This window comes from Fannyhessea sp. (assembly GCF_986145555.1).
Window position 1 is genome coordinate 1 of the sequence record NZ_CFRCNA010000008.1, and the last position, 14,571, is coordinate 14,571.

The following is a 14,571-nucleotide window of genomic DNA, read 5'->3' on the forward strand; positions in this document are numbered from 1 at the left end:
AAACTGGTTACACACTGATGATAACGGAGTCTTAGCAACAGGCTGGTTTAAGACCAAAAGCGGATACTGGTTCTACTTTAACCAAGACCATACCATGAAAACAGGTATCTTAACCGATAAAGGTTATACCTTCTGGTTAGATAAAAACGATGGATTACTCTATAACGAGTGGGTAAAAGATAGCCAAGGCAAATGGCTCCACACTGAGGCTCACGGTTGCCTTGTTAAGGGTTGGTTCTATACCTCAAATGGTAAATTATTCTTCTTCAATGATGACTATAGGATGGTAACTGGAGAACTTACGTATAAAGGTAAGATCTACTCTCTTGATCCGCAAGAAGGCTTAGTATCGGTTAAAGATATTCCAATTCAGCATACTCAAGCTTATGACGACGGTGCTTTTGCGTTTTTTAAGGCAAAAGGTGCAACTCGTGCATTAGAGATATTAAACAAGGCTAATTATGCAAGCTACACACACAAAGGAAATCCAAACGACGCCACAGCCGTAAAGAATATGCTTGCGTCAATACCCGAGATGAAAGTATGTAATGCGCTTCGTGCTCGCCACGGTCTTAAACCCTTACGTGTTACGTATGAGTTAGTGGCAATGGCTATGTCGGATGCTAACTGGTCAAGTTCGCATATAGCTCATGCTCTGCAGTTTAACTGTGGCGAGAATTTAGCATGGTATCCTGAGAAACCATTTTTTGGTTGGTACGAGCAAGAAAAGGCTTTGTATGATGCAGATCCAGTTAAGAACAAAGCAGCTGCTGGTCACTATCTTAATATCATTAATGAAACGTATGAGTGCACCGGTTTTGCCATAGCAACCTATGCAAATAATGAATATAGGCAGCCATGCTTTAGTCAAACGTTTTTAGGGAAAACAAATGATTCAAAGTCCATGACAGTTGATGAATATGAGCGTGAACTCACCCAATGGGTTAAAAGCACTCAAGCTTAGCTTCTTTTCACGGAGAATACTTTACAAGTTATGAATCTTGGCTTCTCCAAATGTACAAGAGTTAATCTAAAGAGCTGTACCGTTAGTGGTATGGCTCTTTTTAAATATGTTTGTCTCTAGTCCATTTTTGCCTGAACATAGCTAAATGCCAAAAAAGACCTACTCACTCGGTATGGACACCCTAGAAAATGAAATCCATTTCCAAATATGAATAAATCGTAAACATTAGAGCTTTCTCTAAATTTATGTAATAACTCCTTGTGAATACTGATATAGTACCTATGAAATGAAAATAGATTTCATATTCGCTTAGACGTAATTTTGTATTATTTTATGTGGATATGGCAATTGGTGTCCAGTTGGGGAGGAACGTTGAATAAAAGAATTCTATGGGGCGTGGGTGCAGTTCTTATGGCTTGCTGCTTAAGCCTACCGTTGGTTGCGTGTAAGGGAAAACAAGATAAACAAGCAGATACATCATCTGTAGAAAGTTCTACAGATGATGCTTCTAAGAAAACAATCTATACAACATTTTTTCCGGTTTATGATCTTACTAAACGCATTGTTGGTGACAAAATGAATGTCAAGATGATCATAAAAGGTAATCAGGAACCTCATGATTTTGAACTTAAAGCAAAAGATATGGCCGCTATGAGCAAAGCAGATTTGTTTGTTTATAACGGAGCAGGTATGGAGGCTTTCATTCCTGATTTAAAGAAAACTGTTGGTGATGATTCTAAATTTCTTGATTTAAGCCAAGGGCTAGAACTTCTTGAACATACGTCAAAGCCTGTGGGTGATAGCCTACAAGACGCTGGGTCTTCTAATGAATATGAGGTAGTTAAAGATACTACCAAGGATACTCAAGAATCCGAGCATGGTAATGTTAATCCTCATACGTGGTTAAGCATTAAGAATGCTATGGAAGAGCTTGATACGATTTATCAAAAATTAGCCACCATGGATCCTGACAATGCGCAGTATTACAAAGACAACTATGCAAAGTCACTTGCTGAATTTAAGCAACTAGATAAGAAATTTAGTGATACGCTTTCTAGCGTTGCCCCTGATAAACGTTATTTTGTTGCTTCTCACGCCGCGTTTAATTACTTAGCTCGTGATTATGACTTAAAACAAGTTGCGGTAACAGGTATTTCTCCTGAGGACGAGCCTACAGCTGCACAGCTTGCAACAATCTCAGATTTTGTAAAGAAACACAACATTACTACCATCTTTTTTGAGGGTAGTGCAACGCCTAAAGTTGCAGAAACGCTTGCACGTACTACAGGAGCAAAAACTTCCTCTTTATACACCATGGAAAGTCTTACCGATGATGAAGTCAATATGGGCTATTTAGCACTTATGGAAAAGAATCTTGATGCGTTGATGGAGTCCTTCAGTGAATAGTGTTTGTAGCTTAGACAATATTAGTTTTGCATATGCAGATACCCCAGTTATCTCACATGCATCACTTGATATCTTTTCGCAGGAGTTTGTTGCACTTATTGGAGATAATGGTGCAGGAAAGTCTACCCTCATGAACCTTATTTTGGGGAATTTACATCCTTCAAAAGGTGATATATCACTTTTTGGTGATCCTATCATTCAGTGCAATCATCACCAAGATATTGCCTATGTTTCCCAAAATTCTGTACTTGGATATCGTAATTTTCCTACCACTATTAAAGAACTCGTCAACATTCATCGTTCTTTTTTGCATGTTACAACAGATGTGGTTGATCTGCTTAAAATGGTTCAACTTGAAGATCACGTGAATAAAGGACTTTCTGAACTTTCAGGTGGCCAACTTCAACGCGTTGGAATTTTACTTGCACTGCTTAAAAACGCTAAGTTGATTTTGTTGGACGAACCTACCAGTGGTATTGATAAAAAGTTTTCGAAAGAGCTTTATGAGTTGCTGCGGCATTTATCCCACCAAGGAAAAACGATTGTGTTGATTACGCACCATCTTCATGAATTATCTGCTTATGTGGATCGTGTTGTAAGGCTTGAAAAGGGGCAGCTTAACGAAATTCCAGCTCACCTATGGAAAGAGGAGGTAGATGTTTGTGCTTGATATGTTCTCATATGAGTTTATGCAACGCGCTTGCATAGTTGGAACTGCGCTTGCTTGCATTTTACCGCTTATTGGCCTTCCTGTTACACTTAAGCGTCTTTCTATGATGGGGGACACACTTGCTCATGCATCGCTTGCTGGAGTTGCTGTGGGTCTTTGTTTTGGATTTAATCCACTTTTAGGATCGGTTGCTGCGTGCGTTGTAGCTGCGTTAAGCGTCGAGGCTATTTCCTCTCGGCTGAAAGCCTATCAAGAAATCTCAACTGTTGTTGTCTTGGCAGCTTCAATCGGTTTAGCTGGTATTTTTACAAGTTTTATTGGTAATTCTAAATCAATTAGTTCATATCTATTTGGATCAATTATTACTATTGACGACTTTGAGCTTTACTTGGTTGTTATTGCTGCATTGATGGTGGCTGTGGTGTATATAGCTATGTATAAACGTTTGTATCTAAGCGTTTTTGATCCAACAAGTGCATCTCTTATGGGAATACATCAGGCTTCACTCAACTTTTCGTTTGCTCTTTTGGTTGCACTTTGTATTTCTATTGCGGCAAAGACTATTGGCTCGTTAATTGTGTCCTCATTGTTGGTAATTCCTGCTATATGTGCTATGCAATTTTGTAAAACATATAAATGCACCTTATTGGTTGCTATGTGCATATCGCTTGTTGTTATCTATATAGGTCTTTATATTTCATTTGAATTTAATTTGATGCCAGGTTCAGTTATTGTTCTTTTGGCAACCTTTGTGTTGCTCGTATCTCTTGTAATGCCTAAACACCTACGTCGACATTAACCTTCGGTTAGTGGTAGGTATTTCAATATTTCCTTTAAACCCTTGTATATAAAAGAAAGGTAGATTTATGGATTCTCTAGATAAAAAAGTGATTGATACTACTACCAATCATGCGCCCACTACAACAGTTAGTCGAGCACACGGCACATGGTTTGCTCATATAACCGGACCTTTGGCACTTGGAGCCATCCTCACTGGTGTAGCAACAGTTGGCTTAGCATTTGCTGCATATAACGGTATGCTTTCTCCTCGTAATGAAGCCCTTACAACTCAACAATTAGCACAAGAGCTCGAGAATGAAATAACAACTCCAACTGAGTTTAAGGAAAAGACTACAACATATGCAGCTGATACCACAACTGACGTATTACTTGATGCTCCCGATGTTGACGCAAACGATATTGTAAAAATCATTAAACACGGTGACCATTGGCACGTTTTTACTAAGGATGGGCGCGAAATTATCACCTACAAAGATCCTACACTTGCCCATACTACCCAAGATTTGCGCGATGTTCACTCGGTTGTGTCTAACAGTGAGCTTACTGATATGGGAGTTCAAGTTGTGAGAATTTTACAGCACGGAAACCATTGGCATGTATATACCAGTGATGGTCGTGAGTTCATAACGTATTCCGATCCCAGCTCCTACTATCCAAATATTACGATAGGCACCTATACAGGTTCGCATAACCATGAATCATATACGCATCCTGCATTTGACGGAGGTAGCGGACAAGATTACAGCAGTACACCTTCTTATGGATCTTCGTCAGATTCATCAAGTTCTTCGTCTGTTCCTAATATTCCTGGCCTTGTGGAAGTGCATAGTGGCTTAGACGAAATTAAAAATAAGGATATTGTAAAGATTTTAAAGCATGAGGATCACTGGCATGTATATGATCGTGATGGTCACGAATATGTAGTACACACCGATCCTCGACCCTTATTCCCGAATGCATTTGTAGGGGAGTATGATAAAAATGTTGACAATGTTGTAGTTGAAGATGATGAATTGTTTGATTATAACGATGTAACCAGTGAAAATAAGGTTTCCCTTTCTGATTTGGACAAGGTTTTTGCTGATCTTAAATATATGAAAGCCTACGATGCAAAAACCAATCGTTTTTATGCGTGGCACATGGCAGGCAATCCGCATATTCACTCACATGCACTTGAAGATATCATTAAAAGTGTAAAAGCAGATGCCGCATACTTTACTTCAAAGCAAATTACTGCTCGCGATGTAGTTGCAACGGTAAAGTGGCTTATTGACCACCCGGAAAGTCAACCTCAAGATGAGATCAATAAGGATTATCAAAAGGAGTATGCGGGGCATTCTGCACAAGATTGGCTTGTGGATAATAGCGTTAAAAAGCCATCTCGCATTGTTAAAGATAAAGAGTATGGCAGTGTTTTTTATTGGATATTCTACAATGACGGCACTGCTGCGCAGAGAGTGTCAGATGTTTCAGCTTATGAAAAGTTTCATGTGACGGTTGAAGACTACACTAAGAAAGGGGACTTAAACGCAACACTTGAAAGTGTAGAGGCTGATGTATGCATAAAACTTGGTGTGACAACCGATGAATTTGAAAAAGCATGGCTGGCATTGCCGGTTAACTCTTCGGTTCATGCTGCAGTCTTTAATGATGACGGTACGGTTGAGATTTATGGCACAACCTATTCGTTTTTAAAAGATAAGGTAGACGCGCACAAGAATAATGCTGCTCAAGCACAAAGTCCCGCAGAATCTAATGCTTCTTCAGCTACGCCTGTAAATACTTCTGTGGAATCTAACAGTTCTGTACCGAACCAAAAGGAACCATCAACAAAAGCACCTGCTGATCTGGGCAAAGTTTCAGATTCAAGCCTGTCTGCTTCTACACCAACATCATCAGACAAAGCTGTATCTACTGACCATGAGGTGAGCGCTTCTGCGAACACAGACGCGTCCGCACCTGTGTCGCAGTAACGCTGCTTTTGTATTGATACTTAAATTTGTAAGTATAAGAATTGCCGCCTTTGGCGGCTTTTCTTTTTTAGATGAATATGCGTGTGGGTATGTTACCATTAGGCAAAGATTGAATTTACCTTTATGAGTGGCTCTTGGTAAAATATATCTAAGTTTATGTTCGCATTTGGTTAAAGAGGGTAGTTTTGCAAGATACAGCGCATGAACAAATTCGCAAAGAAACATGGTCTGATCCTTGGAGTAGGGATTGGTTTATTATTGAACAGCTCGTGTCGCGCGATTTTAAGCTTAAGTTTCGTCGAAGCTTTTTAGGTGTGTTGTGGAGCGTTTTGAATCCTTTGCTCATGATGGTAGTTATGGCAATTGTTTTTACTGCTATGCTGCGGTTTTCTTCGTCGTCAATTCCAAGTTTTCCTTTGTATATTATTTTAGGTAACATTACCTTTACTTTGATGGCAGATTCTACCACCTACGGCATGCATTCTATTATTGATAATGCCTCACTAATCAAAAAAGTTCGTATTAATCGTTTTGTCTTCCCTATAGAAAAAGTCTTATTTGCGCTTGTTAATTTTTCGTTTTCGCTTATTGCGGTTGCGTTTGTTATGATTTTTGTTGGCATTGCGCCTACGGGTTTTGCACTGTTACTTCCGCTTTTTATTGTTTATGTTGGTACGTTCTGTGTGGGTCTTTCGTTTTTGCTTTCGGCAGCAGTTGTATTTTTTAGAGATATTATGCATCTGTGGACCATTGTCCTTACGGTGTGGACCTACGCTACGCCGCTTTTTTATTCAGAAGAAATTTTGCCCTTGTGGTTTAGAAATCTTGAAACCTTTAATCCCATGTATCACTACGTTAATTTCATCCGCGAAATTTTGCTCTACGGTCGCATGCCTTCTTTGGAGCTTAATTTTGCCTGTATTGTTTGCTCGCTGATTTCTCTAGCACTTGGATGGTTTGTTTTTTCAAGGCATGAAAAGCGTTTTATCCTGTTCATTTAGTTTTGTTTATCGAACCGTTTTGATCGCGATGTTTTCTTTTAGGATCTAGAAAAATATCGTACAATAGTAAAGTCAGTGTCTCGTACACTTGGAGTTTTTATGCACACTACTACACAAACTGATATTCACCAATCCACTTTCCGTGAGTCTTCCAATGATGACTCTTCTAAATCAGCTGTAAGCAAGCAACCCTTGTGGCAGGCGCAACTTTTGTGCCATATAGTTTCGCCTGATGGAAAAGATAAGCTGCGTGTTACAACGTCTATTCCCATGGAAGGTCAAACTACTTCACCAGACTTGTATGGACGTTTTAATTTTGATCCAGATAACCTCGTTCATCCGTCATCGTTTACGTACCAATACCACTGGTTTTTAGAGGATGAAGGTTTGTGTGGCTCAAATGGCGAGTTCACGCAGGCTCCCTTTTGGGATTTTGAGCTTCCTTGTGATGGCCACTATCTTATAACCGTTGATGTTTTTGACCAACATAACAATCAACAAACAATTAGCACCTGGTTTGTATATGGTTCTCATAACAAGCGTCAAAGACCTGTTCTCGTTAAACCTTCGCTTGCCAATTTTACGCAGGATACGCCAACTGTTATTGACGTGCATGACATTTCGATGATTTTTAACATAGCGTCCGAACAGTTTAATTCCTTAAAAGAGTATTTTATTGCGCTTGCCCGCCGTGAACTGCGTTTTAAGGAATTTAGAGCGCTTGATCACATCAATTTTCAGATAAAGAAGGGCGAAGCCTTTGGCTTGGTGGGTACTAACGGTTCAGGAAAATCTACCATGCTTAAAATTATTGCAGGTGTTTTGGGTGCAAGTCAAGGAACATGTAGCGTAACGGGTACGATTGCGCCGCTTATCGAACTTGGAGCAGGCTTTGATCAAGAGCTTACTGCTAAGGAAAACATTTATCTGAATGGCGCTTTGCTTGGTTATAAAAAGTCGTTCATTGATGAGCACTTTGATGAGATCGTTGAGTTTGCTGAGCTTAAAGACTTTCTTGAGTTACCACTTAAAAATTATTCGTCTGGTATGGTTGCACGTATTGCGTTTGCCATTGCAACTATTACCGAGCCAGATATTTTAATTGTTGATGAAACATTATCGGTGGGGGACTTTTTGTTCCAGCAAAAATGTGAGCAACGAATTGCCGAATTGGTTGAATCAGATAACGTTACTGTTTTGTTAGTAAGTCACTCCATTGAACTTATTGAGCGTGTATGTAATCGTGCGTGTTGGATCGAGCACGGTGTGCAACGTGCGTTAGGTCCCGCAGCAGAAGTTTGTGCGGCATACAAAAAGTTGGAGCGATAACTATGGATATCCAAACTGCTACTCTTAACGAAAAACTCGCCTGCGATAAACGCACTTCATGCGACGTCTCTGTTATTGTTCCGTGCTATAATACCCAGCGCTATCTCAAGCAGGCTTTATCATCGCTACTTAATAACAATGTTTGTGATCTTGAAATTTTACTCATCAATGATGGCTCAACTGACGCTTCGCTTGCGATTATGAAAGAGTTTGCTGCAAAAGATGCGCGTATTCGCATTATCGATAAGCAAAACCAAGGATATGGTGCAACTGTTAATAGGGGTATATCTGAGGCAAGAGGTGTCTATGTTGCAATTTTTGAACCCGATGATTGGGTAGAAGCGCATATGTATGATGATCTCTTTGTGCTGGCTACGCGTTATCAGTTTCCTGATATTGTGAAATCGTCTTTTTGGTGTGTGTTTAATCCAGATACTGCTTCTGAGCATACTGAACATTGCAGTTATTATAAAAAGCTTTGTATAGGCTCTGAGCCCTTTGTGCTTAAAGATTGTCCTCGTTTGCTTGAACATCATCCTTCAATTTGGTCTGCACTTTATAAAAAATCATTTTTGGATGAGAGACACATACGATTCCAAGAAGTTCCAGGTGCTGGCTGGGTCGATACGCCTTTTAACTTTAAGGTGCTTAACCTTGCGTCTTCAATTGTATATACCGATAATGCATACTATCATTATCGCTATCTTGCTCCTGGATCTTCTTCCGCACTTAAGTCGTTGGATTTACCTTTTAGGCGCTGGCAAGACATGCATGATATTGCCCAAGAGCTCAATATCTGCGATGCAGGCATCCTTAAAGGGCTTTATACGGTTGGCTTTGCCTATGTTGAGGATGCTATTGCCAATGGCGCGCTCCAGGTATATCACGATAAAGCACTACATTACATTGGTAAACTTTATCAACAGCTTGATCCTAAACTTGTTAAGGATATGCCGTATCTATCTCGTGCGGCGCGTAATCGCTATGCTTCTTTTATGAATAACTCTCGTGTTGCATTTAACCAAAAGCAACACATCTGTTCTCTTATGGGCGATACCTACAGGTTATGTAGGCACTATGGCCTCAATTATGCGTTATCGCGTGTGGCAACCTTTATTAAACATCGTGTACAATCTCGCCATTAAAGAAGGACATGTATGCCTTTTATATCCGTTCTTATACCCGTTTATAATGTTAGTGAATACCTTCGTGCTTGCTTAGATTCACTTTTGTCACAAGATTTTAAAGATTTTGAAGCGCTTTTGTTAGACGATGGCTCTACCGATGGCTCACAAGATATTGTTGATGAATATGCTCGCAAGGATGCGAGGTTTAAGGCATTCCATAAAGAAAATTCGGGCTACGGTGCAACGCTTAATTATGGCATTGAGCGTGCGCGCGGTGATTATCTTGCCATATTAGAATCCGATGACTGTATGTGCGAGGGTGCGCTTTCACATATGAGCAAGCTTGCTCGTACCTATCACCCTGATACGCTTCACTGTGGCTTTAAGATGTGGTGGAGCAACTCAGGCATCACACAACACATTAATCAGTTTCCCGTGCAAATGCATAATCGCGTCATCAATCCATCACGCGACCTGCGGTTTTTCCTCACCATGCCAAGTCTTTGGTCAGGACTTTACGCGCGAGTTGAGCTTATTGAAGCACATCACATCCGATTTTCTTCTACGCCAGGAGCTTCTTTTCAAGATACGTCGTTTAGCTTTGAGGTGTTTGCACGTGCTCAAAGCTGTGTTGTAGATGATTTTCCTATCATTATGTATCGACAGGATCGCGAAGCATCATCTATTCACTCCCTTACTAAAAAGGATTTGTTATTAGCCGAGTTTGATCGCATTGATACTTTGGCACAAAAGCTTGCTTCACAAAACCCGTTTTTGCAAACAGCTTCTCTTACAGCCTGCGTAAATGGCTGTTTATGGTATTTAGACAGACTTGATGATAAACATGCTTTGGAATTTGTTGGCGCACTTAAAACATATTTTTGCATGCGTGCAGAAAAAGATCCTGCCTTTGATGAACACTTAGATCGCTGGCGAGCGCTTAACGTTAAAAAACTTATATCCAATCCACAAAAGTATTTGAATCTTCGTAAAAAGCGTCATGATTCAACGCTTTCTAAACTTGCGTTCGCGCTGCGTTTAGCTGGCTTATATGGCATATTTATTGCTTTGGAAGAAAGACGTGCACGCTCATGAATACGTTATATGAACAGCCTCGCACGCTTCAAACTGATTCCAGTATGCCTTTGGTATCTGTTATTATGCCTGTTTATAACGCAGCAGAAACACTTTCGCAAACGCTTTCTTCGCTGCGTGCGCAAACATATACCCACTTTGAGTGTATATGTGTCAACGATGGATCACGTGATAACTCATTAGAGATTGTACAAGATTTTGCTACGCGTGACGTGCGCTTTAAGGTTATCAATCAACGCAATTTAGGACCATCTGCCGCTCGAAATCGCGGAATTTATGCCGCAACTGGCGACATTGTGATGTTCATTGATGCCGATGATACCTATAAGCCTTATACAATTGAGCGTGCCGTAGATATTTTTGTAGAAAAGCATCCTGAGGTTATTACCTTTGGTTTTGATGTTGAACCCAATACGTGTGCTCCTATAAGTATGCGCGAATTGCAGACACCTCGTGCGGGTGAGTTTAGTGGTTATTCAAACACCTGCATTTTTCATAGTAATTCGCGGCCTTTTGGTGTGCGTGTAGCGCTTGCTGCTTCATTTATTCAACGCGAAAATGTGCATTTTGACGAGGCAGTTGGTTTGGGCGAAGATCAGGTATTTTTTATGTATATCTATCCGCGTTCACAAAAAACGATCCTCATTGAAGATCATTTATATGTTTACACCATGCGTTCGTCCTCGTTTGCGCATGATTTACATAAAGCGCAGGCTCACACCCAAAAAATTGAAGCACATATGCTTGTGGTAAAGTCAATCATCAATGATTGGATTCATAAACCGTGGATGCCGCGCGCCCAAAAAGAACTTATAAGTTGGATTCTTGATTTTATGCTGTTTGACCTTGTGCAAGAGCCTCCACTCAACAGGTCAAGGTTTGCTGCTGAGCTTGCTTGCTTACTTGATCGTATACAAATGAGTGCTTCTACATTTGGTTTTTTGGGATTTGCACCCGAACGGCAACTTTTACAAAAGTTGCGCGCGTGTGCCCAAGGAATACGTATGCTTTCATCTAAGGATTTGGTGGTGCTCTATGTTAAACGTCGCGGAGTTATGGCCTGTGTGCGTCGTGTGCTTGCGCACTTACAAGGTCATAGCTCTTATTCCTAAGCGTTCATAGTGTACAAGTTGGTCATGACTGGTATACATACTTTCTGATTGAGGTTGCATGTTTTCCATCGTGATGATTTTATGACGATAAGATTTACAAGATTACTTCTATCATTATCACGTAAACTAAATACGACCTTTAAGCGCGGTACGAGATACCGGTAAGGTACGTGTTGCAGAACAGCAACTCAACATAGCCTTCTTACGTGTCTCATCCGCTCTTTGCAGGTGAGGCTTTTTTATTATATGTACGCTCAAGGCGTACAGGAAGGAGAGCTATGCAACCCAAGCTTAAAGCATCAATTATGGATGCCACGGCAATGCAGCGAGCGTTAGTGCGTATTGCACATGAGATCATCGAGCGCAATGAGGGGTCAGACGTTGTTTTAATCGGTATTATTCGCCGAGGTGCTACGCTGGCTAAACGTCTGGCTTCGCAAATCGAAGCAATTCAAGGAACGCGTCCACGTACAGGTGAACTTGATATTAGTTTTTACCGTGATGACGTGAATCGCTCAATTGTTCCTGTTCTTCATGCTACCAATATTCCTTTTAAAATTGACAAACAACGCATTATTTTGGTAGACGACGTTTTGTTTACCGGAAGAACCATTCGTTCTGCTTTGAATGCTCTGATGGATTATGGTCGCCCCGATTCTGTCCAGCTGGCAGTTATGGTTGATCGAGGACACCGCGAGCTTCCTATTCGTGCTGATTTTGTTGGTAAAAACGTTCCGTCATCTCATGATGAAGATGTGCGCGTTTTAGTGAGCGAATATGACAAAGAAGACGCTGTAGAAATTTGGACATCAGATTCACAGCACGAGGAAGGTGAGTGCTAATGTTATCGGTTAAACATTTAATAGATACCAACAGCTTAACTGCAGATGATATTTCGCAAATTTTAGATACTGCTGCTTCGTTTGAAGAAGTTAACAAGCGTTCAATTAAAAAAGTTCCTGCGTTGCGAGGACGCACCATTGTTAATTTATTCTTGGAGCCTTCTACGCGTACCAAGAGTTCTTTTGAGCTTGCCGAAAAAAGACTTTCTGCCGATAGTTTAAGCATGGGTGGCTCTACCTCTTCAGTTGTCAAAGGCGAGTCGCTTGCCGACACCATTCAAACTATCAGCGCTATGAATGTAGATATGTTTGTATGCCGTGCTCGTCTTGCAGGTACGCCTCAAAAAATTATTGAAAATACCGATGCCATTGTTATTAATGCAGGTGATGGCAAACACCAACATCCAACGCAAGCTATGCTTGACCTCTATACCATTCGTAAGCACTTTAAGCACCTTGATGGGCTTAAAGTTGCAATCGTTGGTGATTTAAGCCATTCTCGTGTTGTTGGATCCTTGGTTCCTGCCTTAGAAACTATGGGTGCACATGTTATTTTGGTTGGGCCTCCCACATTTCAGGTTGACGATCCACGCTGGTTTGCATGTGAGCAAACTTCATCACTTGATGACGTTATCGAAGATGTTGACGTTGTTTATATGCTTCGTGTTCAACTTGAGCGTATGGAAGGTGCAACAATTCCTTCGCGCCGTGAGTATAACCGCTTGTGGGGTCTTGATATGCAGCGCGTTAAACGCATGAAACCACATGCCATTATTTGTCATCCAGGTCCTATGAACCGCGGTATGGAAATTAATGCTGACGTGGCTGATTGCGCACGTTCACGCATATTAACGCAGGTCAATTCAGGCGTTCTTACTCGTATGGCAGAAATGTACTTACTTTTGGGAGGAGAAAACAATGGCTTATCTGATTAAAGGTGCTCATGTTGTAGACCCTCAAGTATCACTTGATGGTAAATATGATGTTAAGGTTGAGGGTTCAACCATTGTTGATGTAGCTCCCCAGCTCGAGGCTTGTGCTGACGATGAAGTTATAGACGCAGAGGGTAAATATCTTGTTCCTGGCTTAGTTGATATGCATGTGCATTTTCGTGATCCTGGTTACGAATATAAAGAAACCATTGAGAGCGGCATGCGCTCAGCTACACATGGCGGTTTTACCGATGTTGCAACCATGCCTAACACAAATCCTGTAACTGATACGGGTACTGGAATTAGGTATCAAATTGATCGTGCACGTGCAACTGATCTTGCGCACATTCGTCCTATTGGCGCACTTACACGCGGCGAAGAAGGCGAAGCGCTTGCCGAGATTGGTGATATGGTCTTAGAAGGGGCTTGTGCTTTTTCCGATGACGGCCATGGCGTTCAAAGTGCTGGTATGATGCGTACGGGCATGGGTTATGTGTCTCAGTTCGATCGTTTGGTCATTGCTCATTGCGAAGACAAATCTCTCTCTGCACACGGTGTGGTAAACGAAGGTAGAGCTTCTACCCGTTTGGGTATGTTTGGCTGGCCCGCTCTTGCCGAAGAACTTGAAGTGTATCGTGACATTGAGCTTTGTCGTCTAACAGGTTGTCCACTTCACATTGCACACATTTCAACTGCAAAAAGTTTAGATCTTGTTCGTGCAGCAAAAGAAGAAGGTCTGCCAGTAAGCTGTGAGGTTACACCTCATCATTTGTTCCTCAACGAAGATGACATTGATAATAGCTATAATACCTGCTTTAAAATGAATCCACCGCTTCGTCTTAAGAGCGATATGCTTGCACTGCAAGAAGGCGTGGCGGACGGCACCATCGATTGTATTGCAACCGATCATGCGCCCCATGCGCAGCACGAAAAGGATTGCGAATTTGAGATTGCGTCATTTGGTATTACAGGTTTGGAAACTTCTGTACCTCTTATGCTTTCAAAGATGGTTGCAACCGATAAAATTAGCATGTCACGTATGGTAGAGCTTATGGCAATCAATCCACGTGCACTGCTGCGTCTTAATGAAGTGTCTATTAAGCGTGGTTCGCAAGCAGATATTACACTTATCAGTATGTCTGAAAAAATTCATGTTGATCAGGACTATTTTGAAAGTAAGTCGCTTAATTCACCATGGCTTGGCAACGATTTTTGCGGCTGTGCAACAGATGTCTTTGTAGCTGGCAAGCGCACCTTGTGCAATACCAAGGTTGTTGCATAGACCAAAAGGCACGTATGTAGGCCGTACAAATTTGTG

13 protein-coding genes are annotated in these 14,571 nt (G+C 41.1%); all 13 read left to right on the forward strand.

The features are described 5' to 3' along the window. On the forward strand, positions 1-964 hold a 964-nt coding region (locus AC5GD6_RS02685; protein ID WP_491846175.1), incomplete at its 5' end, for a CAP domain-containing protein. A gap of 396 nt (positions 965-1,360) precedes the next feature. Beyond that, complete coding sequence (locus AC5GD6_RS02690; RefSeq protein WP_491846198.1) at positions 1,361-2,371, forward strand: metal ABC transporter solute-binding protein, Zn/Mn family; 1,011 nt, start codon at positions 1,361-1,363, stop codon at positions 2,369-2,371. Further along, the gene (locus tag AC5GD6_RS02695; protein ID WP_491846176.1) at positions 2,364-3,041 is read left to right on the forward strand and encodes a metal ABC transporter ATP-binding protein; all 678 of its coding nucleotides are present in this window, start codon (positions 2,364-2,366) and stop codon (positions 3,039-3,041) included. The genes AC5GD6_RS02690 and AC5GD6_RS02695 overlap by 8 nt, the downstream gene beginning before the upstream one ends. Next, positions 3,028-3,840 carry a metal ABC transporter permease gene (locus tag AC5GD6_RS02700; protein WP_491846177.1) on the forward strand — a complete coding sequence of 271 codons (813 nt, stop codon included), beginning with the start codon at positions 3,028-3,030 and terminating at the stop codon, positions 3,838-3,840. Before AC5GD6_RS02695 ends, AC5GD6_RS02700 begins: the two co-directional genes overlap by 14 nt. Positions 3,841-3,907: 67 nt before the next feature. Beyond that, positions 3,908-5,815, forward strand: coding sequence for a hypothetical protein (locus tag AC5GD6_RS02705; RefSeq protein ID WP_491846178.1), 1,908 nt, complete (start codon positions 3,908-3,910; stop codon positions 5,813-5,815). 185 nt (positions 5,816-6,000) lie between these two features. Next, entirely contained in the window at positions 6,001-6,816 is an 816-nt protein-coding gene (locus AC5GD6_RS02710) for an ABC transporter permease (protein ID WP_006302856.1), read from the forward strand. Between the two features lie 99 nt (positions 6,817-6,915). Next, positions 6,916-8,145 carry an ABC transporter ATP-binding protein gene (locus AC5GD6_RS02715; RefSeq protein ID WP_082139623.1) on the forward strand — a complete coding sequence of 410 codons (1,230 nt, stop codon included), beginning with the start codon at positions 6,916-6,918 and terminating at the stop codon, positions 8,143-8,145. A gap of 2 nt (positions 8,146-8,147) precedes the next feature. Beyond that, positions 8,148-9,290, forward strand: a complete 1,143-nt coding sequence (locus tag AC5GD6_RS02720; RefSeq protein WP_491846179.1) for a glycosyltransferase family 2 protein — start codon at positions 8,148-8,150, stop codon at positions 9,288-9,290. Positions 9,291-9,302: 12 nt separating this feature from the next. Then, a complete protein-coding gene (locus AC5GD6_RS02725) occupies positions 9,303-10,367 on the forward strand; it encodes a glycosyltransferase family 2 protein (protein WP_491846180.1) in 1,065 nt (354 codons plus the stop codon). Further along, a complete protein-coding gene (locus tag AC5GD6_RS02730; RefSeq protein ID WP_491846181.1) occupies positions 10,364-11,479 on the forward strand; it encodes a glycosyltransferase family 2 protein in 1,116 nt (371 codons plus the stop codon). The genes AC5GD6_RS02725 and AC5GD6_RS02730 overlap by 4 nt, the downstream gene beginning before the upstream one ends. A 278-nt stretch (positions 11,480-11,757) precedes the next feature. Further along, entirely contained in the window at positions 11,758-12,321 is a 564-nt protein-coding gene (gene pyrR, locus AC5GD6_RS02735; protein WP_006302861.1) for a bifunctional pyr operon transcriptional regulator/uracil phosphoribosyltransferase PyrR, read from the forward strand. Further along, entirely contained in the window at positions 12,321-13,256 is a 936-nt protein-coding gene (locus tag AC5GD6_RS02740; RefSeq protein ID WP_006302862.1) for an aspartate carbamoyltransferase catalytic subunit, read from the forward strand. The genes pyrR and AC5GD6_RS02740 overlap by 1 nt, the downstream gene beginning before the upstream one ends. Next, positions 13,240-14,535 carry a dihydroorotase gene (locus tag AC5GD6_RS02745; protein WP_491846182.1) on the forward strand — a complete coding sequence of 432 codons (1,296 nt, stop codon included), beginning with the start codon at positions 13,240-13,242 and terminating at the stop codon, positions 14,533-14,535. Before AC5GD6_RS02740 ends, AC5GD6_RS02745 begins: the two co-directional genes overlap by 17 nt. Positions 14,536-14,571 lie beyond the last annotated feature (36 nt).

Bases quoted from the DNA above. Each gene is read 5' to 3' on its own strand.
- AC5GD6_RS02700 (WP_491846177.1), top strand. From the start codon at position 3,028: ATGTTTGTGCTTGATATGTTCTCATATGAGTTTATGCAACGCGCTTGC.
- AC5GD6_RS02705 (WP_491846178.1), top strand. From the start codon at position 3,908: ATGGATTCTCTAGATAAAAAAGTGATTGATACTACTACCAATCATGCG.
- AC5GD6_RS02715 (WP_082139623.1), top strand. From the start codon at position 6,916: ATGCACACTACTACACAAACTGATATTCACCAATCCACTTTCCGTGAG.
- AC5GD6_RS02720 (WP_491846179.1), top strand. From the start codon at position 8,148: ATGGATATCCAAACTGCTACTCTTAACGAAAAACTCGCCTGCGATAAA.
- AC5GD6_RS02725 (WP_491846180.1), top strand. From the start codon at position 9,303: ATGCCTTTTATATCCGTTCTTATACCCGTTTATAATGTTAGTGAATAC.
- AC5GD6_RS02730 (WP_491846181.1), top strand. From the start codon at position 10,364: ATGAATACGTTATATGAACAGCCTCGCACGCTTCAAACTGATTCCAGT.
- pyrR (WP_006302861.1), top strand. From the start codon at position 11,758: ATGCAACCCAAGCTTAAAGCATCAATTATGGATGCCACGGCAATGCAG.
- AC5GD6_RS02740 (WP_006302862.1), top strand. From the start codon at position 12,321: ATGTTATCGGTTAAACATTTAATAGATACCAACAGCTTAACTGCAGAT.
- AC5GD6_RS02745 (WP_491846182.1), top strand. From the start codon at position 13,240: ATGGCTTATCTGATTAAAGGTGCTCATGTTGTAGACCCTCAAGTATCA.